The sequence below is a fragment of the Frankia sp. AiPs1 genome, assembly GCF_023716945.1.
In the GTDB taxonomy this organism is placed as follows: Bacteria; Actinomycetota; Actinomycetes; order Frankiales; family Frankiaceae; genus Frankia.
In genome coordinates this window covers 25,572-51,969 of record NZ_JAMQQF010000001.1, presented here as the reverse complement: position 1 = coordinate 51,969, position 26,398 = coordinate 25,572, and the positions used below count along the sequence as shown (strand labels likewise).

Below are 26,398 nucleotides of genomic sequence, written 5' to 3'. Positions count from 1 at the left end.
TGCCACCGTGAAGGAACAAGACGGCGCGGGGCCGAGGGGCGATCGAGAAGCGCCCTGGCTGTCCCCGCTCCCGACGGAGGGCCGTTGGGAGCGGGGGCGCCGTGCGTCGGGCTCGGTCAGAGGTCCTGTTGCGTCGGTAGCCGGGTGTTCTCTTCGATCTGGGAATGGGTATCGCAGCGGAGCTGCGTGACCAGACCGCGCGCCGTCGGCGTCCCAACGCGCAGTCGCTTGCGGAGGGTCTCAGCGGAGATCGGGCGCTGGTGCTGCTGCCAGTGCAGGACATCCTCGGCGCGGGCCCGGTGGAGAAGATCCTGCCTACGCGCCTCGCGCGCGGCCTCATGGGACAACGACACCTTCCCGGAAGCCCCACCCGGCGACCGCTCGGCCGCGGGCGTAGGCAGCGGGTCCCGGCCCTCGACGGCCCCCGAATGCCTCTCGGCGTCCCGTGAGTCGGCGAGTGGCCGCTCGCTCGCAGGGTTCTGCATGGCGTACAGAAGACCTGGTCCGACCTCTGCCCACCCAATAAGAAGCAGCGGTCCGACGGCGTCGAACGCGGCCTTGCCGTAACGGCCGGCGATCAGGGGTTCCGCGATGTTCAATGCCAGCGTTACCATGCTCGCGAAGATGAGCAGCCTCCGTGCCGAGCGCACCACCTCGACTGGACCGCCGTTCACAGCGAGTGACCGGCTACCGAGCAGCAGGCCGACGACCGATAGGTCGACAGCGGGAGCGACCAGCGGCGCTACCCACATCGGAACGCCGAGCCGCAGCCCAAGCGCAAGGACATTCCCGAAGCCGAAAAGGAACGTCAACGCGACCACCACGCCGACGATCACCGTTACAAGGCGGGCCGAAACGTCCGACACCGCCAGGAATTCGGGACACCTGTTCGATTGGTTAGATGATGTTGCTGCTGGCACGGTCACTGGGCATCGTCCCTGGTCAGGGCCCGGGTAGCAACCGGCCGGACAGTGACTTCAGGGCCAGCAGCCAAGATCAAACGGTTCGGATGCTGGTACACATGGTCCACACCCTCTGACCAGGCCGTTTGTGACGGCTCAGCCAGGACGAAGATCGATGAGTAGTCGATGTGATGCCCATGCGATGCCGCTGCGTCAGCAATTAATCTTGAAGGCCTGGCTAACGGCTACAGAGAGCGATATTCGCCCTGGCAGCCGCGCGGCAGCACGTCACCGTGCGCGGCGCGTCATGCTCCGCCGCCACCGACTCGGCCAGTCCCAGCTGGCTGCACACGAAGCCGACCACGTCCCCTGGCACCGTGGTCAGGTTCGGGAAGTAGCCCAACCGCTGGTAGCACTTCAACAACACCAGCAGCGCCAGCCGATGCTGCCCCGTCGAGGTCCGCTCGATCGACGCCACCGACCGCCCCGCGCCCCGACAGTGATCGACAGGCTACTCGGCGATCCCCATATGTCCCGCCACCGGGGCTACGGTCATCCGTTGCCTCTTTCTGCCGTATCCCGGCGGTCCCCCAGGGACGCCGTCAGCTACTTCGGGGCCAGCCACCGACACCACCGCACCCGGTGCCACTCATCGTGACCATGAGTCGAGTCTAGGTCACCCACATATGCCGATGATCGGTTGGTTGTCGGCGCGGTTCTCGCGGCGGTCACCGATCGCCCCGTAAATCATGAAGACGTCAAATTTTTGACATTGCAGATAGGCATGGCCGCACCTAACATGCGGCGAATGCCATCTGCGGAGTAAACGGGGGGATGTCGGCGATGCTGCGGAGGATGTACTCGGTTCCCGAGCACATCACCATGGCCGGCCTGGGCGCGGGCCTGATCGGGGCGATCTATCCGACGATCATGGCGCGCGCGGGCGGGCGGGGCCTTCCCTGTCCACTGCGCACGCTGACCGGCCTGCCGTGTCCGTTCTGCGGGCTGACGACCGCGACGGTCGCGCTGACCCATAGCGAATGGACGGCTGCCGCCAGCACCAGCCCTCTTATCTATCTCACGGCCGCATTGGTGACCGCGACGACGCCGATCCTGGCGGCTCGGCTCCTCGGCCTGGCGCCACCGCCACGCCCCTGGTCCGCCGCCGCGCGTGCGCGGACCCGGTACTCGGCATACGTCGTCGTAGCTCTCAGCTGGCTCTTTCAGCTGCATCGGTACCACTTCATCTAGGCGATCGCCGATCCATGCAGGATCGCTCTTCTCAGAAAGGTCGATCGTGACCGGCTATAACCCACCCCCGTCCGAGTCATATCCCCCGCAGTGGGGCCAGCAGCCCCCGCCCGGCCAGTACCCGCAATACCAGCAGCCCGGCCAGTACCCGCAGCCCGGCCAGTACCCGCAGCCCGGCCAGTACCCGCAGGCCGGCCAGTACCCGCAGGCCGGTCAGTACCAGCAGCCCGGCCAGGGCGGCTACTACCAGCCCAACCCGTACCCACAGCCCGCGCCAGGGTACGGGCCCGGCCAGCCGGTGGGGCCAGGCGCCTACGCCAGCTGGGGCCAGCGAGTCGGCGCGTACATCATCGACGCGTTGCCACAGATCGTCGTGTTGGGGCTGTTCGGAGCGATACTCCGCGGGCCGGCGGTGGCGCTCTTGGTGATCCTCTGGCTGGCCTCGCTCGGCTGGATCATCTACAACCGATGGATCCAGGGCGGCAGGACTGGCCAGTCGCTGGGCAAGAAGACGCTGAACATCCGACTCGTCAGCGAGGTCACCGGCCAGCCGATCGGACCGGCGATGGCGCTTGCCCGCGATCTCTGTCACTTCGTCGATGGCATCATCTGTTACGTCGGATTCCTGTTCCCGCTGTGGGACGCCAAACGGCAGACGCTCGCCGACAAGATCGTGCACACGGTCGTTGTGCCCGTCTGATCATCGCGAGGAACACGACCCCGCCCGTCCCGGAACCACCCGAGTCCTAGGTGCGAATCACTGTCCGCACCTCACCTTGGGTGAGGATTCGGCGTCTGGGCTGGATCGTTCGCGGGCGCGCCAGACCGCGCCGGGTGGTCCGGTCCCGGGCGTGGGCCCTGTTCCCGACCGCGGGTGCTGGGGCCTGGTCCCTATGCCGCCGGTTGTTCGGGTTCGACGGTGACTTTCAGGCCGAGTTTCTCCAGCTGCGCGACGAGCCGTTTCTGCTGAGCGTCGATGCTGCGTCGTCGCTGCGTCCAGCCGGCACCGAGTTCCCGATATTCGGTGCTGTCGTAGACGATGTGCCAGTAGGCGATGAGAATGTCATGGCAGATCGCGCCGACGGCTTTCTGCACACCACGGCGGCCCCGGATCTGGGCGTAGTGCGCGGTTGCCTTCCCCGACACCCGGTCAACGAACATATGTTCGACATCGATCCCGTCGAGTTGGCGGGCGGTGTTCTGCTCGATGCTGCTGACCCGCACGTAACCGACCCGCATCCCGCCCCCATGTCGCAGCCGTAGGCCTACGAGCAGGACGGGGGCTGGCCGGCTCAGCCGGCGACGGCGATCGCGGCCCCGGCGTTCACCTGCTGCGCCGCCCCTCGCCGCGCGGTTGTCAGCGGTTGGTCATCAGGAGTCACGTGAACGGCTGAACGTGTGCCGCCGGAGTGTGGTGTCTTCCCGGCTGGTGCGCACGATGCGGAGATTCGGGAACTGCGCGGCCAGATCGTCGGGATCGTGGCGGGCGGTAGGCAGCCCCGAGCAGGCTTGCGGGCCGTTGGCGGCGAACGTTCCGATGATCACTATCTCCCGGGGGCGAGGGCCTGGCTGAGTGCCGCGAGGTGGCGGTCCTGGCCGTGCGCGTTGGTGAGGAAGGGGAACACGGCCCGGTCGTACCGGAGGCGGTAGCGTTGCGGCGGTTGCCGGGCCAGGAGGTCGCTGGTCGGCCAGTGCACGCCGTCGGCTCGTGCCCCGAGGCGGGAGTGGGTGACGGCCAAGGCGTCCGCGGCGAGGTCGAGCACGGTGACGTCCTGGTCGCCACGCTCCAGCAGCCGGTCGACGAGGTCCGAGGCGGTGCGTGCGCCGACATCCACGACCGAATCGCTTGGCCCTGGTCCCGCGGATCGCGGATGCGACCAGGTCGAGCGAGCCGGCCGGCTCACGCTGGAACCAGCTGACGTCGCTCACCGGCTGGTCGGCCGTAGACGTCGTCCCAGCGCGCGCGCGCCACTCCATGGGCTCTCTCCGACGCACCGATGGCGACCGGCCCCGTCCCATGGGTCACCTTGTTTCCCCGCGTGGCAGTCTGACCGATCTGGTCTTCCGGCAGGGCCGTGAACACCTCGGCGTCCCGCCCTTGGCGGAGCTGGTTGGACACCGTCGGCCAGGCACCAAACTCCACCGGCGTCTCCGGGCCAACTACCCACCCGTACAAAACCGCCACAGCACCCTTGAACTACATCCATGACCGGACGGGATACGGACACTGAACCCGACCATCGACAGACACAAATTAATCAACTCAAGCACAACATAATCCGCAAGGTTCTAAACGTACGGTCGCCCCAGTCGCGACGCAACGACCGTGATAATCACAACCAGATCCATGCCTGGTCCCGCCGCACCCGTAGCGATCTCTCCCGAGCAGCTGCTCAACCAGGCGCGCTGGCCTCCGAGGCGATCCGACAGCATGATCGAGGATAGTTCCGATCTTTGACTCTTCTTGACACGGAGCGGCACACGGACTAGAAGTTCGACGTGGATGCGGCTCGATTACTGCCGATGCGGCCGCATCTGCGGACCTTGTGCAGCGTCGCACAACCTGCGTTTCCCCCTCGGACATGGTCCTTCCGGTGTGCATGGGTGCATCTGCCCCCTCCACACCCCTGACGCGAAGGTTGACGTGAGAGCACATCTGTCCGTGCGTGCGCGCACAGCGGGAACTGCCCTCGTCCTGGGTGCCGCGCTGGCCGTGGCCATCCCGACTGCGGCTTACGCCAACACCGTGGCCGTCACGGTGAAGACACCCGGGGCTACCAGTGGCCCCTCGACCGCGAACTCCGAGATCTCGACCCATGCGGACTGCAGTAGCGGCCTGATCTCCGGTGGTGGAATCAACCAGGCCACCGGTACCGGCAATGGCAACCATGTGATGGGTACCTCGCCCAGCTCGAACGGTACCTCCGAGTACACCGGTTCCACCGGGGTCGTCGGCACCGACGTGACCCACTGGCTCGGGATCGGTGGAAGTGGTGGCCAGGCTGACAGTTCCTTCTCCACGACCCCCTTCGCGGTGTGCTTCACCAGCAATCTGATCAATCACACCCAGGTGGTCATGAACAAGGTCAACGCACCCACCACGGCGACAACGGTGGGTCGGGTTACGGCCACCTGCCCGGCGAACACGATCCTGCTCGGCGGCGGTGCGCGTGCCACTCCGGCCAGCGTCGGTGACTTCAAGCCGATCGCCAGTTTTCCGACCTTCAACAACTCGGCGCATGACTTCGGTCTGAAGGCCGCGGCCGATGGCGAGACCAATCCCGACTCCTGGACCGCCGTCGGGTGGGCCAACGGCACCAACAGCACCAACGAGACCTATGTCTACGCGATCTGCAGCGGAAGCGGCATCAACATCAGTGGTGTCACCGTGAAGGTGCACTACAGCGAGGCGAGTGGCCCGACCACGGGGAGTACAAGCAAGAAGGTGACGGTCAACTGCCCCAGCGGGGACGGGAAACTGATCAGCGGGGGTGCTGCCATCAGCGGCGGCAGCGTGACCACGACCGACTTCACCGGACCAGGCTCGGGCGGCGACCACCTCAACGGAAGCTTCCCCAGCGACTCGAGCGGTAATCCGGTGAGTGACGGGACCACCGCGGCGGCGTACTGGACAGCCTTCACCCACACGGGGGGCATGAGCTCACCGAGCACCTACTCCGACGTCTGGGCGCTGTGCGCCAACGACGGCGTCTGAGGACACCCGAACCTTGTGGTCCGCAGGCGGGCCGCCCGGCACCGAAGCGCGGTCCGCCCGAAATTTTGTCGCATGACGGCACCCGCGGTTTCAGAACCGCGGAAAGGATCGTCCGCCGACTGGTGTCCTACCGTCGCCTGACCCTGGACGGTTACCGACGACACCGCCAGCTCGTCAGCTGTACCTGATTCTGCGACCGACGGCCCGAAACGGCACCGCACGGGGCAGCCGGCGCCGTTTCGGGCCGGCGATTTCCCGGCGAGGAGTGCGGCGCACCGATCAGACCGCACCGTGTGCCTGTACCCGGCTGGACGGAGCCGGGTACAGGCACTCACCCACCTCGTGGGCGCACCTTGTCAGGGGCGTCGGCGGCGCGGCCCGCGCGATGACGGTACTCCCTGCCTGGCTCGGCCGGCGCACTGAACCTGTATCTGTTATCGCGCCGATCGGACCGGATCTCACCGTTCTGGTCGGCACAAGAAACAGGGCGAACCGACGTGACTGCTCGGCACGTCCCACAGCTTCGTCACGTTCGTCGATGGATCTGGAAAAAACAATTCTGGGCCCCTGGAGTTTGATTTCGGGGTGCATAGCTAAGAGGGTGCTTGAACTTGGCAGGTTTGTTTAATTCGCGAACACGCTGTCGGCGGAGGCGCAACGTCCTACGACGTCGTCATGTCGTCGCGTGGTCTGGTTCGGTGCTGGGCATGGTGCTGAGTCTGGGGCTGACCGGCTGCGAGCCCTCTTCGCCGTCGCCGTGTGGGAAATCGGGTGTCCTCAGCGGGACTACGTGCACCTACAACACGGCCGGGTCGGACACCTTCACGATTCCCACGGGTGCACGGTGGGTTCAGATCACGGCGGTCGGCGCCCAGGGCGGCCACTATTTCGTTGCCGGTGACGCTGCACATGGCGGCTCACCGGTGGGAGACATCACCGGCCGCGCCGGTGGGGGCGGCGGCCAGGCAGCCGGCACGATCACGGGTCTGCCGGCAGGCCGGGTACTGCAGGTCGATATCGCCGGTAAGGGCGCCGACGGCACTGCCGCCAGCCGCTCGGGCGGAAAGAACAACGGGCCGTCCGGCGGGCAGGGGGCCGTGGGAGGGTTCGGCGGCTCCAACGGTGGTGTAGCCGGCGGTAAGGGCGACGCCGGCGGATCCGCTGGCGGGACCGCGAGTAACAACGGTGGCAACGGCGCCGGCGGCGGCGGTTCCTCGGATGTACGGATCGCTGCTACTGGCTGCGCGGCATTGACGTGCGGTCTGTCGGATCGAGCGCTGGTCGGTGCGGGCGGCGGCGGCGGTGGCGGCACCGGGGGCCAGGGCTACGCGCTGCCCGGCGCGGGCGGCGCTGGTGGCGGTGCTGCCGGCGCTGCTGGTGGTGCCCTCGTCGACGGGGGCCATCCGGGGGCTCCTGGGGGTGGCGGCAGCCAGACCGCAGGTGGGGCCGGGGGTCTCAACCCCGGACGGCACGCGACGCCGCCTCCCCCCGATCCCAACGATCCGCGTTTCGGCGGTGACGGCGCCGACGGCGCCGCCGGCACGGGCGGCGTCGGGGGGGTAGGAAACCAGGCCTGCCTGGGTGAGCACAACCCACCCTGCCGCAACCCCGATGACACGGAGTCAGGCGGTGGCGCTGGTGGCGGTGGCGGTGGCGGGTACTTCGGTGGCGGTGGAGGCTCGGGCGGCGGTGGCACCAGCATCGGTGGCGGCGGAGCAGGTGCCGGTGGCGGCGGGGGCAGCTCCTTCGCCGCCACGACGGTGAGCTCCGCCGTTCTGACCACTGGTGTCAACACCGGGACCATCAACAACGGGAACGGCCAGGTCACCATCTCCTGGGGTACCTCCGCGTCGCCCAGCCCCACCCCGTCGACCAGTCCCTCTCAGTCGCCCATGTCCCCGACTCCGACTCCGACTTCGACGTCGGGGCCAACGCAGGGCCCTGGCACGAAGCCGGCCGCGGCCACCGCGTACGTGATTAACAATTTCGGTAACACGGTGACTCCGATTGACGTGACCACCAATACTGCCGGCACTCCGATCCCGGTCGGAGCGAGCCCCAGAGGGCTTACGGTCACGCCTGACGGCAGAACCGTCTACGTGACGAACCGGGCCGACAACACGGTGACACCCATCGACGTGGCCACCAACACGCCCGGCACCCCGATCCCGGTCGGCCAGTTCCCGTTCGGGGTCGCCGTGACTCCCAATGGCAAGACCGCCTACGTCGTGGACAACGCCAGCGACGACGTGACGCCGATCGACGTGGCCACGGGCACTCCCGGCGCCCGCATCCCGGTGGGTGACGATGCGCACGGCATCGTGATCACGCCCGATGGTCGAACCGCCTACGTCGCCAACGCCGCGAGCAACACGGTGACGCCGATCGACGTGGCCACCAACACCGCTGGCACGCCGATCCCCGCCGGGAACAACCCGCAGTGGGTTACGATCACACCCGACGGAAAGACCGTGTACGTCACCGACAACGCCAACGCCGGCAGCTCCACGGTGACGCCGATCGACGTGGCTACCAACACTCCCGGGAAAGCCATTCCGGTCAGTGACCGCCCAGTCGGAATCGCGATCACGCCCGACGGAAAGACCGTGTACGTCACCAATGAGCGCGACAACGTGGTGACGCCGATCGACGTGGCCACCAACACCCCTGGCACCACTATTGCGACGGGGGGTGTCGAGCCGTTCGCCATTGCGGTTACACCGGACGGCGTAGCCGCCTACGCTGTTAATCGCGACAGTAACTCGGTGACGCCGATCGACGTGGCCACCAACACCCCCGGAAGCCCCATTTCCGTCGGTGACCGACCGGTAGGGATCGCGATCGCCCCAGCGCGGGCCGTAGCGGCCGGGCCAGTGTGCGGGAAGACCGGTGCGCAGTCCGACACGACGACGATGACCTGCACCTATCACACAGCCGGATCGGACACCTTCACCGTGCCCGCGGGTGTGGAGTCGGTCGAGATCACAGTGACTGGCGCCCAGGGTGGGCACTACTTCGTCGCTGGTGACGCGGCGCACCCGTCCCCGGCGGGGGACATCACCGGGCGTCCCGGCGGCAGCGGTGGCCGGGCATCCGGGACCCTGACGGGTCTGACGAGCGGCCAGGTCCTACAGGTGGACGTGGCGGGTAAAGGCGCCGATGGAACTGCGGCATCACGCTCGGGCGGGATGAGTAACGGCCCGTCCGGCGGATCGGGAGCACTCGGCGGATTCGGCGGGGCCGACGCCGGCGTGCCAGGCGGGCCTGGTGACGGCTCCGGTGCGAACGGCGGAACCGCGTCCAACGGCGGTAACGGCTCCGGTGGCGGCGGCTCCTCCGACGTCCGCCTGGCCGCGGCAGGGTGTGCCGCACTTGCCTGTGACCTGTCCGCCCGGGTGCTGGTCGCCGGCGGCGGCGGCGGTGCCGGCGGCGTCGGCGGTCAGGGCAACGCGCTCGGCGGAGCCGGGGGCGACGCCGACACCGACGGTGGGGCGCTCGTGGATGGTGGTAATGCCGGCGTCCCGGGCAAGGCCGGAACCCAGACCGTCGCAGGCAGCGGAGGGCTGAACGCGTGCCGTCATGGCGCGGGAAACCCCCCGGTGAGTAGCCCGTCGACCGATCCGCGCTGCGGCGGCGACGGTACTGACGGCAGGTCCGGGACCGGCGGGACCGGCGGAGCCGGGAACCTGCCCTGCAACGGGGCCTACACCCCGGCCTGCGCAGACCCGAACGCCACCACTTCCGGTGGTGGCGCAGGCGGCGGCGCGGGCGGCGGCTACTTCGGTGGTGGTGGCGGCGCCGGGGGCGGCGGCACCTTCGGCGGCTACGGTGGCGCCGGGGGCGGGGGCGCTGGTGGAAGCTCGTTCGCCGCGTCGAGCATCGTGAACCCGACTCTGACGAGCGGGGTCAACTCCGGCACCGTCAACGGCGGCAACGGAGAGGTCACGATCACCTGGACCTCTTCTGGGACCTCAGCTCCGAGCCCGGCTCCGGCTCCGGCTCCGGCACCGTCCCCCACGCCCGCGCTGGCCACGAAGCCCTGACCAGACGTACGGCAGACCCTCAGAAGTAACGCTCCACAACAGGACAGGACCCCGCGCTCGGCCGGTGGCTGACACAGCTACCGGCCGAGCCGGCGGCCCGGCGGTGCCGTGCCTGGCGCGGCTGCCCGCCGACGAGCAACGCGTCCTGCTCGCGTTTCCTTCGAGCGGATGATGTGGTCGAGGCTGACTACGTGAATGGTCAGTGCGGAGTCGCGGTCGGCGGCGAGCGACCAGCGCCGGTCGCCGTCGAGCAGGGGGTACAGCCCGATGTGTGTCTGGCCGCACAGGTGCGTGGTCAGTACGTCGGCGGTGAGCCTTTTGCGGCAGGCCGGTCGCCGTGAAGATCGACAGGTGGTGGTCGGGTGGGTGGGGTTGTAACTCTGACTGCCGGTCGGACCTGTAGGGGAGATGCCTGAGGAAGGATCTTCCGTGCCGCCGCGTTCCTCCGCGACGCTGTCCGAGGCGTTGTTCCAGGACCATCACCTGGCTGTTCTGCGTTTCGCGCGGCGCCGGCTCGGTGAGGACGCTGCCGCCTGGGACGTGGTGTCGGAGACCTTCCTGGTGGTGTGGCGGTCGTGGGAGAAACAGCCGGCCGACGCCGCGGAGGTACTGCCATGGCTGTATGCGATCGCGGGTAACGCGGTACGCAATCGCCGCCGGTCGCAGGCTCGGGCCGTTCGGCTCACCGCCAAGTTGTCTATGACGGGTTCGGCGGCCACGGCTGATTCGACCGCCGGGGTGGATGTTGTCGCCGACAAGGCCATTCGCCGCGATCAGGCTGTGCGCGTCCTGGAACGTCTGTCGGAGGACGACCGGGAGATCCTGACCCTTGCGGTGTGGGAGGGCCTGGACGTGGCCGGGCTCGCGACCGCGCTGTCGGTCTCCCCGGCCGCAGCGAAGGTTCGGCTGCACCGCGCCCGCCGCCGGTTGCAGGCCCTCGTCGAGGGGCCTGTCCCCGCAGACGTTTCGCCGTCTTCGTCTGCCCTGGGAAGGTCTCGATGACATCGACCGACCACGACACCGACGGCAGCGCTGCCGAGGACGACCTGCGGGCCGTCCGGATGCTGCTGGCCGGCACAGATCCGTCTCCGCAGCGGCCACCGACTTGTGCGCAGCGGCGGCGGGCGGCAGAGGTGTTGCGGACGTTGCGGGTCTCAGCGGAGTACTCGCCTGGGTGGCGGGGCCGGCTGCGGGCACGGGCGACGGTCGCCTCCGCGGCCGCCGTGGTGGTGTTGGCTTTGCTGCTGACCGCGGTGAACGTGATCGGTGGGCGTGACACGGCCACGGCGGCGCCGCTGTTGCCGACGCCGCTGCTGACCGTGACCGGTGGGGATCGGCAGGCGGCGGTCGGGACGCTGCTGGCTGCCGCGCGCGACCAGCGGACCGCCGCGGTCGTGGGTGTCGGACCCGTGCGCTACACGGTGCGTCAGACCTACGGCCTCGACGTGACCGTCGCTCGGCGGAAGGCCACCACGACCGCCACCACCTACCTTGTGGCCGAATGGCGCCGACCGGACGGATCGCGGCACGTCGACCGGCTTCTGCAGCAGGTCGACCGAGCCGGACACGATGTCGGTGGCCCGCAACCCGCTCCGACCCGGCATGGGCTGACCGAGATACCGGCCGAGGCAGGCGAGGTTCCGTTGCCCACCGATCCCGGTCGGCTGCGCGCCGCCCTTGAGGCACCGGTGCGGGCCCAGGGTCGCATCCCGAGCGGTACCGACGTCGCCCTCGCCGTGCTGGGCCGGCTGCGTGAAGGTGACACGACCGCCGCACAGAACGCGGCGCTGTTCGAGGTCCTCGCCGAGGCGCCCGGTGTCTTCGACGCGGGGAGGGTCACCGACCGGGCGGGGCGCGACGGGCGGGCTGTCGGTGTGCAGGTGTCCGGACCGGAAAGCCTCACCACGGCGTTCGGTTATCTGCTGCTGTCTGGCGATGGGGAGGAACTGGTCGTCGAGACCGTCTACCTTCCTTCTCCGCCGCCCGGTCTGAAGCTGCCGAAACGCCCCACCGTGGCCGACTACACCCAGTTCACTGTGGAGCGGCAGGTCACAGCGGTAGGACAAACCGGTTGATTCCCTTTCGGCCGGTCGCAGCCCCCTCGCTGCGACCAGCTCGGGAACAATCACTCCCGCACACCGCCAGGGGGGCTTTGATGGCCGAGGTCCCTGCCACGGAGGCCCATCGCCGTAGCGCCACGAGGCTCACGACGGGACCACGCCAAGAGGCACATGTCGCCTTTATGTTGGGGCAGTGCTGCTACGACGGAACGTGACGAAGAAACGGCCGTCGCCCGCACCGAGGAGGAACTGATTTGGCAATCCTGCTCTGCGCCCGCGTTCTTGATTCTGTCGAAGCCCACGTCTCCCACTCACCGCTCATCTCGAGCCTCACCCTGGAGGTCCCGGCGGCCGACGGCGGCCACCAGGTTTTTCGAAACTCGGTAAAGGCGCTACGTGACATCATGTTGAACGCCGACACGCCGGCCGACCTACGCGATGGCATCTGGTCGCGCCTCCTCCAGCTTGCCCGCGAAAAGACCGATCCTTGGGACGTCATCACAATCTGGATGATGACGCCCGGGCTCCGGAAGATCTGCTGGCGCTGCCGTAGCCACGGGGTTCAGTTTGATCTTGCAGAGCTGGAAGCCGAAGCCGTTAGCACCTTTCTTGCGACGGCCCGCGTTGCGGACCTGGACCGGCCGGACCTTGGCCGCACACTCTGGCGGAATACGTACCGTCATGTTAGACGCACTGTCTCACGCCCACGACCGGAAACCCCCACCGCCGACATCGAGCTCGTCCGGGCGCTCGATGCCTCGCCCTTCGATGCGTCGCGAGCGATTGCCGCTTTCCAGCGTCTGGTCGGCGACGGTACACTCGCCATGGATAAAAGCAGCGGCGATGTTGATCCGGTTACAATAGAGGGCGAGCGCCTCGGCGCAGTCGCCCAGCGGCTCGGCCTGAAACTGGCACGTGACCAGGCCGACCGCCACGGCGATGGGAAAGCGGCGTGACTGGCCGGCGACTCACCTTTCCCGAGCTGTTCGAACTGCCGACCGTGATGGACCTGAGCACCGCCGCACGAGCCGTCGGAATCTCCGTCAGCACCGCCCTACAGGCTGGTCCATGAGCAGCGCTTCCCGTGCCGCGTCATGCGACTCGGCTGGCGCTACCAGGTTCCGACGGCCGCACTCATGGCAGCCTTGGACGTGAACGGTCCCGCCGTCGACCCCGATGACGTCCGTCGCGGCGCAGCCTTCGCCAACACCACCGCCTGACAATCCCCCGGCGAGGCCAGCATCGTCACGATCACGGTGTGTACGACCACGGTGTGTCCATACCGTGTGCAGCACCCGCGCGGCCGGTGGCAGGATCGACAGGCGTCATGTAACCCTGAGCCATGCCACTGGCCGCGCCCGTACGCCCCGCCTCGCCGAACTGACGGAGGGCTACTCGCAGGACGCCGCGGGCGTCGCGCGTGAGGCGGTGCCTGGGTCGTGCGGTCGTGGCTGTCCGGAGGTGATAATGGCGATGTGACCATCGATCTTCGTGACAGCCGGATTGCCGAGGTGTGCCGGCGCTATGGCGTCGCCGAGTTGTCCGTCTTCGGCTCGGTGGCGCGCGGCGAGGACACCGACTCCTCGGACGTCGACCTGCTGTACGTGCTGGCGCCCGACTCGACGCTTGGCTTCGAGATCGTCGACCTTCGGGATGATCTTGAAAAGATCGTGGGTCGCCGTGTCGACCTGGTGCCCAAGTCCCGGTTGAAGTGGGTCATCCGCGATCGAGTGCTCGCGGAGGCTCGGGTCCTTTATGCGGCGTGATGAGCTCTACCTCGTCGATATGATCGAAGCCGCGGTCGCCGCGCTGGCATTCGTCCAGGAGGTCGACGAGGCCGCGTTCCTGGACAGCGATCTGATTCAGAGTGCCGTCCTGCAGAAACTTTTGGTGATCGGCGAGGCGGCCGGACGAGTATCGCCCGAGATCCGCGGACGGTGGCCGGACGTGCCGTGGCGGTCCGTCACCGGATTCCGCAACATCGCCGTTCACGCGTACTTCGAGGTCGATTGGTCAATTGTGTGGCGGATCGCCACGACCGCGCTGCGGGAACTCCGGGAGAAACTGCTGACGCTCCTCAAAGCCGAGTTCCCATTCATCGCCAGCCAACTCGACCAGCCGCACTGACCGCGCGTCTGGCTCGCGTTCTATGTCCGGCGGCAGGTGACGATGGAGCGGCGACGGAAGCGTCTCCAAGCCTCGGCCGGTCTGTGACCGGTCGGACAGTGATTTCAGGGACGACAACCAAGATCGAACAGTTCGGATGCTGGTACGCATGGTCCGCTATGCTGCGCCACGAACCGTCTGACCTGTGCAAATAGACCGAGTTAGCCGGCACGCAGCGCGGTCGCGACCTGTTCGGCGGTCATCGGTGGAACGGACAGCGGGTGCGCCGCCTCGGGGCGCAACCCATCCAGGTGGAGGTCGAGGTGGCGTCGCCAGGCCTCGGGAGCGACGTCGAAGGTTGCCATGATCACCCGGGATGTCGCCCAGATCAGGAACGCGAGATCCGCCATGGCGTTCGTACTGTAGCCGGATGAGGCGGCCGTTTCGGAACAGCGAGATCGAGGACAGCAGTTCGGCCTTGATGCCGCGTGCGCGACGCGCCGCTGTGCGCTCGTCGTGAAGAATCCAGTCTTCGAGTAGCGCCGGTAACGAGAACTGGAGCTGAAAGGATCGTGAACCGTCGGCGGGCACGATCATCCAGTCTCCGGTGACCTCGCGTCGGGTCACGAATAGGATGTTCACGTCTACCTCGGAGCCATTGCGAGCGACGTAGGTGTCGAGCGCGGAGAGATCGGAGGGCCGCAGAGCCAGCACAAAGGGCGCAGACGGGAAGGCGAAGACCAAATTTTCGCCGAGCCGTCCGGCGAGCTCGGCCGCGAGAGACTCCAGACGATCTAGGGGAAGTGTTTGAAGCTCCCGCTGCGCCGGGTTCAGCTGGTTTGCCCATCGGGCTCGACTCGTGCGCCGCTGGAAGCTGACCGCATCATCGGTGTCTACGTCATCGATATCGTCGGATTCCCTGTCGGTCCAGGTGCCGAACGCCAGCCTGAGAGCGGTGCGGACCTGCCCGGTCGGAAACGGTGATATCTGCGCTTCTTCAGCGAGGCCATAGAGCCCCTGCGCGACCCTGTCGGCGGCGCCCAACAGCCCGGCGAATCCTGGGCTCGACAGGTCCACAAGGGAGATCTGCTGGGCGAGGGCGAACTGCTGGGCCGGCTTGGTGAACCCGGAAGTGGAGAACAAAACGTACCGGTAGTGGTAACGCCGCATCGGGATTGCGCGGGTACCCGCTGAGGCTGTCGAGTGGTGCTCGTTGACGTCGTGAATGACTCCATGCGCGTTCCGCACGTCACCGAGGCCCGTCTTCGCGGCGCGATATTTTGCTTCGACAAACACGCGCAGTGGTAGCGAGAAGGGGACGGGCAACGTCAACTCGCCGAGCACGTCGGCTTGGTGATCGGTGCCTCGGCCTCGAACGAGGAGCCCGTGCGCGCCCCGTCTGAGCGCCTCGGGGTCCTGTGTCTCGGACACCAGGAGGCGGTACCCGCTCTCGTAAAGGAGCCGGGCCAGTACCTCCTCGAGGATGAAGCCTCGCAGCTGCTCCAGGCTAGTGATGGCGCCACCCCATGCGCGATCCGCACCGGAACCCCAAACCTTTCGGACACCTTCTACGGCCGCCCATCGTGCAGTTGCCGAACGTTCTACGACGTCCTCCGTCCGCCATGAACACAGCATCCCAGATCTTGGTACCTGGAACAAAAAGCGACAAGTGGGCGTTGTCGTTCAGCCGGAGCTGGTGCGGGCCCCGGTGGGGGTCGGTTGCCGGGAGGTGATCCGGTAGCGGCCGGGAGGTTGGGCGCGGGCGCGGTTGAAGGCGCGGTTGAAGGCGTACACGGAGGTGTAGCCGACGGCGGCGGCGATGGTCTCGAGGGGGTCGTCGGTGTCGCGCAGGCGCAGGGCAGCCAGGTCCATGCGCCATTGGGTGAGGTAGGCACCGGGGGTCTGGCCGGTGACGGCGCGGAAGCGACGGGTGAGGGTGGCCCGGGAGACGGCCATTTCGGCGGCCAGGTCGGCGGTGGTCCAGGGGCGGGCCGGGTCCTGGTGGAGTTTGGTCAGGGCCTGGCTCATGATCGGGTCGCTGAGGGCGCCGAGCCAGGATCCCTGGCAGTGGGCGGGTTCGGTGGACAGCCAGACGCGCAGGAGCTGCACGAGCAGGATGTCGACGAGGCGGTTGAGGACGACGACGGAGGCGATCTGGGGGTGGGCCAGTTCGCGGGCCAGGAGCCGGACGGTGTCGTCGAGGGGGGTGCCGTGGTCGGCGCGCAGGTGAACGAGGGCGGGGGATAGGGCGGGGGATAGGGCGAGGACCTGGGTGGTGACGGCGGGGTCGTGGTCGTAGCCGGCGCCGAGGATGTGGGTCTGGACCGGGCCGGTGCCGAAGCGCAGGACGTCGCTGTGGCGGCGGGCGTGGTCGGCGGCGGCGGCGGTGGCGTCGCAGGCGGGGGCGGTGGCCTCGGGGTGGCTGGCGAGGGTGTGGCCGCTGGCGGTGGGCAGCAGGACGACGTCGCCGGGCAGGAGCTGGCAGGGTTCGTGGCCAGGCAGGGTGAGCCAGGCGGTGCCGGTGGTGACGGCGTAGAAGGCGGCGCCGGGGCAGTCGCTCCACCACACCGCCCAGTCCTGACCGGCTTCGATGCGAGCGCCGAGGGTGCCGCGGACGCCGGAGACGGCGAGTACGTCGGCCAGGAGATCCATGCCGGTCAGGGTAGCGAGCGCGGCCGGGGTCATCGGGTGCCGTTGCGTCGTACGGGTGGCTCAGGATGAGTCAGACGGATATTTTCCTGCTGCTTTCGAGCATCGACCGGTGCAGGGGCGGTCCATACGGTGATTGCTGTCGGCAATCGTCACGGGCTGAGGAGCCCGTCATTCTCCTGGGGCAGATCATGGAATTGTTGGGCAGCACGGCCCTGGTAACCGGCGGCAATCGCGGCTTCGGCCGGCAGCTGGCCGAGCATCTGCTGGCCCGCGGGGCGAAGGTGTACGTCGGGGCCCGGACCCCGGCGTCGGTGGATCTGCCCGGGGCAATCCCGGTCCAGCTCGACGTCACCGATCCGGCGTCGATCGCGGCGGCGGTCGCCGCGACCGGGGATGTGACGGTGCTGATCAACAATGCCGGGATCGCCAACGGGGCGTCGCTGGAGTCGGGGTCGATCGGGGACATCCGGGCACATATGGACGTGCAGTACTTCGGCACCCTGGCGGTGACGCGGGCGTTCGCGCCGCAGCTGGCGGCGGCCGGGACCGGTGCCGTGGTCAACATCCTGTCCGCGGCGTCCTGGTTCAGCGAGCCGTCCATCGCACCGTACGCGGCGTCCAAGGCGGCGCAGTGGTCGCTGACCAATGCGCAGCGGATCTGGCTGGCCGGGCAGGGCACCGCGGTCACGGGGGTGCACGTCGGGTTGATGGACACGGACATGACCCGCGGGATCGACCTGCCCAAGCTGGACCCGGCGTCCGCCGCGAAGATCACGCTGGACGGCGTGCAGGCCGGGGCGTTCGAGATCCTGGTGGACGAGACCAGCGTGCAGTTGCTGGCCGGGCTGTCCGGCGGGGTGGCGGCGATCTATCCGGAGTTGGCCAAGCGGGTCTGATCGACCGTGATCGGTAATGCGGTGGTGCCGAGGCCCATGTGGATCACGAGCCGGTCCGCTTGGCGAAGGACGTGGGTCTTGATCGACCTGGCCCGAACCGGCCGGAGCTTCACCATCCCCGGCGACACTTGTATGGTGCCGAACCATAATGACCGCGCCGACATCGAGCGGATCGTCGATCTGCTCGTCGGCCGGCTCGTCGCCCGCATCCGCACCGAACAGGGCATCGATCTCACCCTCGGCCCGCGCGCCCGCGCCCGCCTCCTCGTCGAGCTCACCGCCGACCTGCACCTCGCCGACCTGCACCTCGATGACCTGCACCCCGATGACCACGGCGTCGGCTCCGCGCTCGAGAACATGCTGATCACCCCGCTCGAGCAGGCCCTGAGCACGCACGGCCCGACCCGGTCGGGCACCCTGACGGTCACCGACGTGGCCCGCGAGTACGGCGACTGGACGGTGTCACTCGCCTGACCAGCGTGAAACGCCCGGGTTTGACGCCGGCCGCGCCCACCGCAATCCGGCTACAGGTCACTCAAGCCACTGGTCATGCCGTGCCGGTCCCGCGTGGCACTTCCGGCCTTCGAGGCGGACGCGACGAGAGACCGCGCCCTCTTCGCCCGTATCGGTTGGTTTTCCGCTCCTGATCGAGTTGCTGACCCAGGTCACGGGATGGGACGGTGGAGGGGTCGATACGGGAAGAGGGTGGGAGATGAGTTACTTCCTTCCTGGATCTCATCGAGCAATTCCGTGACCGGAAACTGAGCGGATACGAAGGTCGGGTGGCTTTCCGCGCGCTGGTCCTCCCCCTCCTCGGCGTCCGCCGGCATTCGGCGCCGTGAGGCTCGGAAGGATGGGTCATCGTGCTTTCCTGGATGGTTCACCGGCTGGGGTGGCGGGCGGGAGCACCGGTGTCCCGCCCCCGGCGGGTGGCGGCGTGCGCGGCGTTGGTGAGCTTCGCCGCGGCGGTCGCTGTCATCGTCGCCCGGCTGATCGATCGGCCGATTGCTCTGCCGGTTTCGGTCGCTGCTGTGACGATCGCGTTGGTGGCGGGCTGGACGGCGCTGGTCGGACGGGGGCTGCGCCGCGTGAGCGCGGCTGTCGTGGCGGCCTGCACGCTCGGCGGCCTGATCGCCTTCGGGGGGGTGGTCGGCCTGACCACCGTGCTGGTCACCGCGGGCCTGCTCGTCACGTCGGGAACCGCGGCGCGCGGCGCCTTCGGACGGCACCGACCGAAGGGGCTCCTGGTGGGAGCCGCCCGGCGCGGCGTCCTGCTGGTGAACCCGCGCTCCGGGGGTGGCGCCGCCGACCGCCACCATCTCGCCCAGGAGGCCGCCCGGCGGGGGATCGCGGTCGTCACCCTCACCGAACGCGCTGATCTGCGTTCCCTCGCCGAGGACGCCGCCGACCGCGGAGCCGACGTGGTGGGCATGGCGGGCGGCGATGGATCGCAGGCACTGGTCGCGGACGTGGCGCGGCGGCGAGGGATGGCGTTCGTCTGCGTCCCAGCCGGTACTCGTAACCACTTCGCCCTCGACCTCGGCCTCGACCGGAAGGATGTGGCGGGGGCGCTCGACGCGTTCGATCCCGCCGTCGAGCAGCGCGTTGACCTCGGTCAGCTCGGGGAGCGTGTGTTCGTCAACAACGTCTCGTTGGGCGTCTACGCCGAGATCGTGCAGTCCGACAGCTACCGTGAGGCCAAGATGGGAACGGCGGCCGCGATGCTGCCCGACCTGCTGGGCGTGGACCGCGCTGCGCCGGATCTTCGCTTCACCGGCCCGGACGGTCGAGCCGGATCGACCGCGGACGTCCTACTCGTGTCGAACAACGCCTACCAGCTACACAGCCTTGGTGGTTTCGGTACCCGGCCCCGGCTCGACAGCGGCCGGCTTGGCGTGGCGGCGTTGCGCGTCGATCGCGCCCGCGACCTACCCGCCCTCGTCGCGCTCGAGTCCATGGGTGCCATCAGCCGGTTCCGCGGTTTCCGCCAGTGGACCAGCCCCACCATGCGCATCGACTCCGCACGACCGGTCAGCGTCGGCGTGGACGGGGAGGCGCTGCGCCTGCCGCCACCGCTGGATCTCCGCTTGCTGCCGGCGGCTGTGCGCGTTCGGATTCCGCTGCACGCGCCCGGGGTCCCGGCCGCGCGGCCGGGCGTCTGGGGGATGTTCCCCGCGCTGATCCGCATCGCCGTCGGCCGCCCGCCGGTCTGAACCGTGCCCGTGCGTATCGCGTAGCGGCGTGGGCGTCAGCTGCTCGGCGGCCCCACGATGCCGTCGTAGGGCCCGCCATCGGGGCGCCCGGGATCGGGTCGGGTGGTAGTGGTAGTGGTAGTGGAGGTGGTGCCGGCGGCGGCAAGGACACCCAGCGCAGCCAGGGTGACCAGAACCAGCACGAGGACGAGGGCGACCGAGGACGGGGACGGGGAGTTCCACAGCGCCAGGGCCAGCGCCCCGGCCCCGATGACGATCCCGTTGGTGAGGCGGCGATGCCTGTCCAACCAGCGGCCCGCATCGCCGGTACGCACACCCACCCGGCCCGCGGCCCGACCGACGGCTCCGGTGGCGTGGGCGGCGCCGGAGCGGACGGCCCGGGCGCCGCGTCCCGGCCCGTAGAGATATCCAGCGACCACGATGATGACGGCTATGGTCAGCCAGGTAAGCGCGCTGTCTCGCAGGAAGCGGACGAGAGTGTCGTAGATGGCCGCTGCGGCGTCCCGCGGCTGGGTGTCGGGCGGGACGGAGTCCAGATAGACCTGGCGTGCGACGGCCAGTCCGACGAGAAGCACGATCATCGTCGCGCCGATTCCGATGCCCGTGGCCATGAGTCCGGCGCGGTGCGAGGGCGCCAGCCACACGCCCAGCGCGGCGAGGGCCACCACGGCGACCGGCAGCCAGCGGCCGAGGATGGCGAGTAGGCGCAAGGCGTCCTGCGCCTTGGTGAGTTTGTCCGTCCGCAGCAGGACGATCTGTCGGTCGGCGTCGGGAATCCTGCCGGCCTTTTCGAAGCCGGCGTCGGCCAGCCGTTTCTGCACACTGTCGACGACCGGGCCGATGTCCACCACGATCGTGTTGTCCTTGGCCTGCACGGCGCTGCCGCCCTTACCGGTCAGAACCTTCACCACGGCGGCATGTGCGCGCCGGTTCGCGTTTTCCCATATCAGCGGGAACTGCTCACTGGTGACCACCCCCTGAACCACCTGACGCACCGCGCTGGTCAGGGCGGTTTTCAGCGCACCGGCCAGCGCGTCGGCGTGGTCCACGACAGCGGGGGGAGCGTCGTTGCGTTTGAGGACGCCGGCAAGCGACGCGGCGACCTGATCGACGTTGACGTTGCTGACGACCTGTTCGGTCAGACGGTCGATCACCAGGTTCTGCACCGCGGGGTCGGTGGCGAGCGGGGCGACGGTGTCCGCGTACCGGTCGGAGTCGGAGATCGTCGTGTGGGCCCAGGTGGCGACCACGGCGAGCGGCGCCAGCACGGCGGCCAGCAGGAGCAGGACGGATGCCCCGACACTCCGTAGCCGGTCGTGGCGCACCGCCGCCGCGCTGCGCAGCCGCTCGTACTCCGCCCGCTCCCCGACGACCAGGGGACGGTTGTCGTCCGGACGCGACGGACCGTTGGAGCCGCCGCCAGCACTGGCAACCATGAGCGCAGCCCTCCTGCTTTCGGCCCGGGGCGGCCGCCATCACGGTCCCGCGGTGCGCGTCCTTCCCGGCGAGGGGTAGCCATAAACTGCCGGCGGACGGCTCGGGAATGTGACGCCGAGAAACTCCGAAAAATAGCGAAATCCGCTTCCTCTGCCTCGATCCGTTGACGTTGTAGGTTTGCGTCCGTCGGTCTCGGGCAGCCAATAGGAGGAAAATATCCCTGAAACGCAAGTGGTCGAAACAAGGGGAGAGTAATGACGACACAGGCTCCTGAGCGGACACTTGGCGCGATCGCGCACGGTGACGCGCCGGTCTTCGAAGAGATCGTACAGATGCACCTGGACACCCGTGAGCGCTCGGGCCTGGACGAGCGCACCTACCATCTCGTGCGCCTGGCGGCGCTCGTCGCCGTGGACTCGGCGCCCGCTTCCTATCTGATGCACCTCGCCGCGGCCCAGGAGGCAGGCCTCACCGCCGCCGACGCGCAGGGCGTGACCACCGCCATCGCACCGATCGTCGGAAGTGCCCGGGTCGTGTCGGCGGCCGGGAACGTCCTACGCGCGCTCGGCCTGGACGAAATCCTGGCCGAGAACCCGGAGTAACGATCCTGGCCGAGAACCCGGAGTAACGGCAGCGGGGTGAGGTGGAGCATGGCAGCGGTCGTCAGCCCGTCGCCGGTCGCGGCCGGTTCGCGGCCACGGCTGTCCGCGAGGTCCGAGCAGTCACGGCTGTCGGCGAGGTCCGAACAGCTCACGCCGGCCGAACGCGCGGCCTGGGGCAAGGGCACGAGGATCCTCGCCCCGCGCCGGACCCACGGCGAGTACGCGCCGACGTCGGGCCGGGCCGATCCCGTCGACGTGCTCGAGCGGCAGTCGCAGACCCGGCTGCCCGAGCTCGTCGCGCTGCGCTACCAGCGCATGCTGGAGTCACCGTTCCGGTTCTTTCGTGGTGCTGCCGCCATCATGGCGGCGGACCTTGCCGGCACCCCGGTCTCGGGGATCGGCGTCCAGCTCTGCGGCGACGCGCACATGCTCAACTTCCGCCTGCTCGCCTCCCCCGAGCGGCACCTCATGTTCGACATCAACGACTTCGACGAGACCCTTCCCGGCCCGTGGGAATGGGATGTGAAGCGGCTGGCCGCGAGCCTGGTCATTGCCGGCCGTGGCAACGGGTTCACGCCGGCGCGGCGACGGGCCGCCGTCACCGCGGCGATCGGTGCGTACCGGGCCTGGATGCGCCGGTTCGCGGCCATGACCAACCTCGACGTCTGGTACGCCCACGTCGACGTGGACCAGCTGCGGGCCCAGCTCGCCGACGTGCTGGGGCGGCGCTACACCCGGCGCCTGTCCCGCGCGGCCACCACCGCCCGGTCCCGCGACCGGCTACGGGCCTTCGCCCGGTTGACGGAGGTTACGGACGGCCATCCGCGTTTCGTCTCCGACCCGCCGCTGCTCGTCCCGGTCCGCGAGCTGCTCCACGGAGCTGAGCGCGACCTGCTGACGGATCAGCTCACCACCATCATCGACCAGTACGGCGCCACCCTGACGGACGACCGGCGGTCGCTGCTCGCCCAGTATCGGCTCGTCGACGTCGCACGCAAGGTCGTCGGCGTCGGCAGCGTGGGAACCCGCTGCTGGGTGGCGCTGCTGCTCGGCCGCGACCGCGACGATCCGCTGCTGCTGCAGGTCAAGGAGGCGCAGGCGTCGGTCCTGGCGGATCACCTGCCCGCCAGCCGGTACGGCAACCAGGGGGAGCGGGTCGTCGCCGGACAACGTCTGATGCAGGCCGTCGGGGACATCCTCCTCGGCTGGCAGCGGGCGGGCGGCATCGACGGGCGGCACCGCGACTTCTACGTCCGCCAGCTGCAGGACTGGAAGGGCGTCGTGCTCCCCGAACGCATGGACCCCGACGGGCTCGCCCTGTTCGCGAGGCTGTGCGGAGCGACCCTCGCCCGGGCCCACGCCCGCTCGGGTGACCGCGTCGCGATCGCGGCCTACCTCGGCGCCGGAGACGCCTTCGACCAGGCGATCACCCGGTTCGCCGAGGCCTACGCCGACCAGAACGAACGCGATCACGCGGCACTCGCCGAGGCCGCGCGGTCCGGACGGATCAGCACGGCAGTCTGAACGGGCGGGGGTGGGACCCGCCCGCCGGGGCGGCGGTCGCCGCCTCGGGCCGGCGGGATGCGCCGACACTCACTTTGAGTAATGCTGCAGGTGTGGTTCGACCGCGCGGTGGGTTTCGCGACAGATGGCGCGATTCGTCGGCGGAGGACCTGACCCGCCAGTTGCGGGAGAGCGATCTGATAAACGGTGCGATGACGCTTGCCGCACTTATCCTGATGCTGTTCTTCCCGTTCATCATCACCCTGGCCGCGGTGTCACCACTGCGCCCCGGCGGCGCGGCGGAGATCATCGTCAGGCGGATGGGGCTGAACCACGACGCCGCGATGGCCGTCGAGCGTCTCTTCACCCCCGACGGCGGCGGCGGCGGATCCGCGCAGTCCGGGTGGACGGTCCTCGGCGCGCTCTGGCTGACGCTGGGCGGACTGAGCCTGGCCGGAGCGGTGCAGTCGGTGTACCTGCGGGTCTTCCGGCTTCCGGCGTTCGGCCTGCGCGGTGTGCCGGCTCAGGTGGTCTGGCTCGCCGGACTGATCGTCTTTCTTGCCGGTACCACCGCCACCGGGGCGGTGCTCACCGGCACGGTCGTCGGCCAGATCTGCCAGGGCCTGATCGTCGTCGCCGCGATGGTGCTGCTGTTCTGGATCGGCACCTGGATTCTTGTCCGCGGCCGGCTGCGTTGGCGGGAAATCCTGCCCGTGGCCGTGTTCACCACGATCGGCCTGACCGGCCTCGGGGTGGTGAGCCGGCTGCTGTTCTCGACGTCGATCGTCGAGAACGAACGGAACTACGGCGAGATCGGCGTCGTCTTCACGCTTCTTTCGTGGCTGATCGGACTCGGGGTCGTTCTCACCGGCGGGGCGATCGTCGGCGGCTGGTACAACGAGCAGGGCCTGTCCGTCCTCCGCGCATTCAGGCGACGCGCGAGATCCGCGGCCAGGTGAACGCGCCCGTGGCCGCTCATGGATCACACCCCTGAAATGTGCGTCGATCCACCCCGACGCCGGCGACGGATTCCGATTCTCGCCCACTCCCCGCCAGGACCGCGAAACGTGTGGTGACGCACAGTTCGGGTAAGCCTCTCAACGAGACATCGCCGGTATCCGATGGCGACCTGCGCGAGGGGGTTTCATCATGGATTATCCGCTTCTTTCGGCCTTCTGGACCATGCTGCTGTTCTTCGGGTTCATGCTGTGGCTGTACCTGCTCTTCGTCGTCATATCTGACATCTTTCGCAGTCGCGACCTCTCCGGCTGGGGGAAGGCCGGCTGGTTGACCGCCGTCATCGTGCTCCCGCTTCTGGGCGTGCTGGCGTACACCATCTTCCGTGGCGATTCGATGGGTGAGCGGGCACTTGCGGACCGGCAGCGCCAGCAGGCCGTGTACCAGGGGTTCCAGCCGTCCGCGGTGCAGTCCCAGGGGGTCGCCGACGAGATGGCGAAGCTGGCCGACCTGCGCCGGAACGGCGAGATCAGTGAGGAGGACTTCCAGCGGGCGAAGTCTCGCGTTCTGACCTGAACCCCGACATGAGATCAGTCAGGCCTGCGGGCGCTGACGTCGGGCCGGCCGCCATCCGCATCCGGCGTGTCGGCCCCGGCGGTGGTCCGGGACATCAGCACGGCGGCGACCAGGCCGAGGACGCCGATGACGGCGAGTGCGGCCATGGCGGTGGCGTAGGCGTTCGTGGTCAGGCCGGCGACGAGGATGGTTCCGGCGATGGCGGTGCCGAAGGAGGAGCCGAGGTTCGAGATGCTGCGGGAGAGGCCGGAGATCTCGCCCTGGCGTTGTTCGGAGAAGGAGGACTGGACGACGTTGACCGAGGGGGTGAGCATCACGCCGAGGCCGAGACCGATCAGCAACAGCCCGGGAACGAACGCCCACGGGCTGCGTGATCCGGCGACCAGGCCGATCAGCAGGACGATTCCGGCGATGGTCAGGGCGAATCCGGCCGTGATCAGAGTGCCCTGGGAGCGTCGTTTCGCGAGCCGCTCGGCGGCAAGCGACGAGGCGAGCAGACCGACGGTGGCCGCGGTGAAGATGAGGCCGGTCCTGACGGCGTCGTAGCCGCGTACCACCTGGAGGTACGCGGCGACGGTGAAGGACGAGCCCATGAGCAGCAGCCACTGAATGTTCTGGGTGACCAGGCCGAGGTTCGAGTTTCGGTTGCGGAACAGACTGGTGGACAGCAGCGGCTCCCGGCCGGCTCGCTCCTCGACGCGTACCCAGTGCAGGAATCCGGCCAGCACGAGCATGCCGGCGGCGAGGAGGGCGGCCGTGAGGGCCAGGCTGTTGTCGGCGGCGAGGATGCCCATGACGATCAGGGTGAGGCCGCCTGCGGACAGGACCGCGCCGGGGATGTCGAAGTGACGGTGCGGGTCCGGCGGGAGCGGGTCGGGGACGGACCGGCTCAGCGCGATGATGAGCGCGATGACCAGGGCCTGGAAGGCGAAGGCCGCCCGCCAGCTGATCGCCGAGGTGATCAGGCCGCCGATGAGGGGGCCCGCCGCCGCCCCCAGCCCACCAGCAGCCATGATCATCCCGAAGGCGTGGGCGCGGGCGGTGAGGTCGGTGAACAGCAACGTGGTGAGGATGTAGACCGGGGGGATCAGCAGGGCGGTTCCGATGCCTTCCAGGATCGAGTTGCCGACGAGCAGCACACCCACGCCCGGCGCAACGGCGCTGAGCACAGCCCCCGTCCCGTACACCGCGAGCCCGATGAGGAAGCAGCGTTTGCGGCCCAGCAGGTCGGTCAGCTTGCCGCCGGGGATCATCAACGCGGCCATGACCAGGAGGAAGACCGTGATGACGACCTGAACGGCCTGGACGGTCGTGTCGAGGTCGCGACTGATGTCGTTGATCATCACGTTCATGTTCGACCCGGCGAAGCTGCAGATGAACTGCGCGAGCGCGAGCGGTGCCAGGACTCGTCGGTCGGCGCCGGCCGACCGTGGCGGGGTGCGGGGGTCCGCGTCGGGCGTCGGCTCGGTCATGGTCGCCGCGTAC

25 protein-coding genes and 1 pseudogene are annotated in these 26,398 nt (G+C 68.7%); 16 read left to right on the top strand and 10 right to left on the bottom strand.

Annotation, left to right across the window (positions count from 1 at the left end; all coding sequences use genetic code 11):
- Nucleotides 1–116: 116 nt before the first annotated feature.
- Together ND748_RS00220 and ND748_RS00215 are read right to left on the bottom strand one after the other, a co-directional pair.
- Complete coding sequence (locus tag ND748_RS00220; RefSeq protein ID WP_251743254.1) at nucleotides 117–926, bottom strand: hypothetical protein; 810 nt, start codon at nucleotides 924–926, stop codon at nucleotides 117–119.
- A gap of 214 nt (nucleotides 927–1,140) precedes the next feature.
- Nucleotides 1,141–1,380, bottom strand: coding sequence for a DUF4158 domain-containing protein (locus tag ND748_RS00215; protein WP_251743253.1), 240 nt, complete (start codon nucleotides 1,378–1,380; stop codon nucleotides 1,141–1,143).
- A 356-nt stretch (nucleotides 1,381–1,736) separates the two neighbouring features.
- On the opposite strand from ND748_RS00215, the gene ND748_RS00210 reads away from it, so the two are divergent.
- Both ND748_RS00210 and ND748_RS34390 read left to right on the top strand, forming a co-directional pair.
- Entirely contained in the window at nucleotides 1,737–2,153 is a 417-nt protein-coding gene (locus tag ND748_RS00210; protein WP_251743252.1) for a DUF2752 domain-containing protein, read from the top strand.
- Nucleotides 2,154–2,199: 46 nt separating this feature from the next.
- Complete coding sequence (locus ND748_RS34390; RefSeq protein ID WP_251743251.1) at nucleotides 2,200–2,853, top strand: RDD family protein; 654 nt, start codon at nucleotides 2,200–2,202, stop codon at nucleotides 2,851–2,853.
- A 428-nt stretch (nucleotides 2,854–3,281) separates the two neighbouring features.
- Here the strand turns inward: ND748_RS34390 and ND748_RS34825 are convergent.
- The 3 genes and pseudogenes from ND748_RS34825 to ND748_RS00190 form a co-directional block, all read right to left on the bottom strand.
- A pseudogene (locus ND748_RS34825) lies at nucleotides 3,282–3,392 on the bottom strand (recombinase); the annotation flags it as partial.
- 132 nt (nucleotides 3,393–3,524) lie between these two features.
- Nucleotides 3,525–3,698 carry a hypothetical protein gene (locus tag ND748_RS00195; protein ID WP_251743249.1) on the bottom strand — a complete coding sequence of 58 codons (174 nt, stop codon included), beginning with the start codon at nucleotides 3,696–3,698 and terminating at the stop codon, nucleotides 3,525–3,527.
- Nucleotides 3,698–3,988, bottom strand: coding sequence for a hypothetical protein (locus ND748_RS00190; protein ID WP_251743248.1), 291 nt, complete (start codon nucleotides 3,986–3,988; stop codon nucleotides 3,698–3,700). The genes ND748_RS00195 and ND748_RS00190 overlap by 1 nt, the downstream gene beginning before the upstream one ends.
- A gap of 809 nt (nucleotides 3,989–4,797) precedes the next feature.
- Between ND748_RS00190 and ND748_RS00185 the strand changes: the two genes are divergently transcribed.
- Nucleotides 4,798–5,868: a hypothetical protein gene (locus ND748_RS00185; RefSeq protein WP_251743247.1), complete on the top strand. Its 1,071-nt coding sequence runs from the start codon at nucleotides 4,798–4,800 to the stop codon at nucleotides 5,866–5,868.
- 917 nt (nucleotides 5,869–6,785) lie between these two features.
- Here the strand turns inward: ND748_RS00185 and ND748_RS00180 are convergent.
- Nucleotides 6,786–7,271, bottom strand: coding sequence for a hypothetical protein (locus ND748_RS00180; protein WP_251743246.1), 486 nt, complete (start codon nucleotides 7,269–7,271; stop codon nucleotides 6,786–6,788).
- Between the two features lie 489 nt (nucleotides 7,272–7,760).
- On the opposite strand from ND748_RS00180, the gene ND748_RS33655 reads away from it, so the two are divergent.
- From ND748_RS33655 to ND748_RS00145, 6 genes are all read left to right on the top strand, one after another.
- Entirely contained in the window at nucleotides 7,761–9,911 is a 2,151-nt protein-coding gene (locus ND748_RS33655; protein ID WP_285901394.1) for a beta-propeller fold lactonase family protein, read from the top strand.
- A 429-nt stretch (nucleotides 9,912–10,340) separates the two neighbouring features.
- Nucleotides 10,341–10,913: a sigma-70 family RNA polymerase sigma factor gene (locus ND748_RS00165; protein WP_251743245.1), complete on the top strand. Its 573-nt coding sequence runs from the start codon at nucleotides 10,341–10,343 to the stop codon at nucleotides 10,911–10,913.
- Nucleotides 10,910–11,986 (top strand): hypothetical protein, encoded by a 1,077-nt coding sequence (locus tag ND748_RS00160; protein ID WP_251743244.1) that lies wholly within the window; start codon nucleotides 10,910–10,912, stop codon nucleotides 11,984–11,986. The genes ND748_RS00165 and ND748_RS00160 overlap by 4 nt, the downstream gene beginning before the upstream one ends.
- A gap of 239 nt (nucleotides 11,987–12,225) precedes the next feature.
- The gene (locus tag ND748_RS00155) at nucleotides 12,226–12,927 is read left to right on the top strand and encodes a hypothetical protein (RefSeq protein WP_251743243.1); all 702 of its coding nucleotides are present in this window, start codon (nucleotides 12,226–12,228) and stop codon (nucleotides 12,925–12,927) included.
- Between the two features lie 519 nt (nucleotides 12,928–13,446).
- On the top strand, nucleotides 13,447–13,737 hold the full coding sequence (locus ND748_RS00150; protein WP_251743242.1) for a nucleotidyltransferase family protein: 291 nt from the start codon (nucleotides 13,447–13,449) through the stop codon (nucleotides 13,735–13,737).
- Nucleotides 13,727–14,098 (top strand): DUF86 domain-containing protein, encoded by a 372-nt coding sequence (locus ND748_RS00145; protein ID WP_251743241.1) that lies wholly within the window; start codon nucleotides 13,727–13,729, stop codon nucleotides 14,096–14,098. The genes ND748_RS00150 and ND748_RS00145 overlap by 11 nt, the downstream gene beginning before the upstream one ends.
- 156 nt (nucleotides 14,099–14,254) lie before the next feature.
- Here the strand turns inward: ND748_RS00145 and ND748_RS00140 are convergent, their stop codons facing one another.
- Together ND748_RS00140 and ND748_RS00135 are read right to left on the bottom strand one after the other, a co-directional pair.
- The gene (locus ND748_RS00140; RefSeq protein ID WP_251743240.1) at nucleotides 14,255–15,712 is read right to left on the bottom strand and encodes a restriction endonuclease; all 1,458 of its coding nucleotides are present in this window, start codon (nucleotides 15,710–15,712) and stop codon (nucleotides 14,255–14,257) included.
- 48 nt (nucleotides 15,713–15,760) lie between these two features.
- A complete protein-coding gene (locus ND748_RS00135) occupies nucleotides 15,761–16,729 on the bottom strand; it encodes an AraC family transcriptional regulator (protein ID WP_374215812.1) in 969 nt (322 codons plus the stop codon).
- 188 nt (nucleotides 16,730–16,917) lie between these two features.
- On the opposite strand from ND748_RS00135, the gene ND748_RS00130 reads away from it, so the two are divergent.
- The 3 genes from ND748_RS00130 to ND748_RS00120 all read left to right on the top strand — a co-directional run bounded on the left by ND748_RS00130 (nucleotide 16,918) and on the right by ND748_RS00120 (nucleotide 19,838).
- Complete coding sequence (locus ND748_RS00130; RefSeq protein WP_251743238.1) at nucleotides 16,918–17,625, top strand: SDR family oxidoreductase; 708 nt, start codon at nucleotides 16,918–16,920, stop codon at nucleotides 17,623–17,625.
- 78 nt (nucleotides 17,626–17,703) lie between these two features.
- Nucleotides 17,704–18,099 carry a hypothetical protein gene (locus ND748_RS00125; protein WP_251743237.1) on the top strand — a complete coding sequence of 132 codons (396 nt, stop codon included), beginning with the start codon at nucleotides 17,704–17,706 and terminating at the stop codon, nucleotides 18,097–18,099.
- 437 nt (nucleotides 18,100–18,536) lie between these two features.
- Nucleotides 18,537–19,838: a diacylglycerol kinase family protein gene (locus ND748_RS00120; protein ID WP_251743236.1), complete on the top strand. Its 1,302-nt coding sequence runs from the start codon at nucleotides 18,537–18,539 to the stop codon at nucleotides 19,836–19,838.
- A 35-nt stretch (nucleotides 19,839–19,873) separates the two neighbouring features.
- Here the strand turns inward: ND748_RS00120 and ND748_RS00115 are convergent, their stop codons facing one another.
- Nucleotides 19,874–21,274, bottom strand: coding sequence for a hypothetical protein (locus ND748_RS00115; protein ID WP_251743235.1), 1,401 nt, complete (start codon nucleotides 21,272–21,274; stop codon nucleotides 19,874–19,876).
- Nucleotides 21,275–21,529: 255 nt separating this feature from the next.
- Between ND748_RS00115 and ND748_RS00110 the strand changes: the two genes are divergently transcribed.
- From ND748_RS00110 to ND748_RS00095, 4 genes are all read left to right on the top strand, one after another.
- Nucleotides 21,530–21,877 (top strand): carboxymuconolactone decarboxylase family protein, encoded by a 348-nt coding sequence (locus ND748_RS00110; RefSeq protein ID WP_251743234.1) that lies wholly within the window; start codon nucleotides 21,530–21,532, stop codon nucleotides 21,875–21,877.
- Nucleotides 21,878–21,925: 48 nt separating this feature from the next.
- The gene (locus ND748_RS00105) at nucleotides 21,926–23,401 is read left to right on the top strand and encodes a DUF2252 domain-containing protein (protein ID WP_251743233.1); all 1,476 of its coding nucleotides are present in this window, start codon (nucleotides 21,926–21,928) and stop codon (nucleotides 23,399–23,401) included.
- A gap of 191 nt (nucleotides 23,402–23,592) precedes the next feature.
- Nucleotides 23,593–24,339, top strand: coding sequence for a ribonuclease BN (locus ND748_RS00100; RefSeq protein ID WP_251743232.1), 747 nt, complete (start codon nucleotides 23,593–23,595; stop codon nucleotides 24,337–24,339).
- Nucleotides 24,340–24,529: 190 nt separating this feature from the next.
- The gene (locus tag ND748_RS00095) at nucleotides 24,530–24,913 is read left to right on the top strand and encodes an SHOCT domain-containing protein (RefSeq protein WP_251743231.1); all 384 of its coding nucleotides are present in this window, start codon (nucleotides 24,530–24,532) and stop codon (nucleotides 24,911–24,913) included.
- A 14-nt stretch (nucleotides 24,914–24,927) separates the two neighbouring features.
- Here the strand turns inward: ND748_RS00095 and ND748_RS00090 are convergent, their stop codons facing one another.
- Nucleotides 24,928–26,385 (bottom strand): MFS transporter, encoded by a 1,458-nt coding sequence (locus ND748_RS00090; protein WP_251743230.1) that lies wholly within the window; start codon nucleotides 26,383–26,385, stop codon nucleotides 24,928–24,930.
- Nucleotides 26,386–26,398 lie beyond the last annotated feature (13 nt).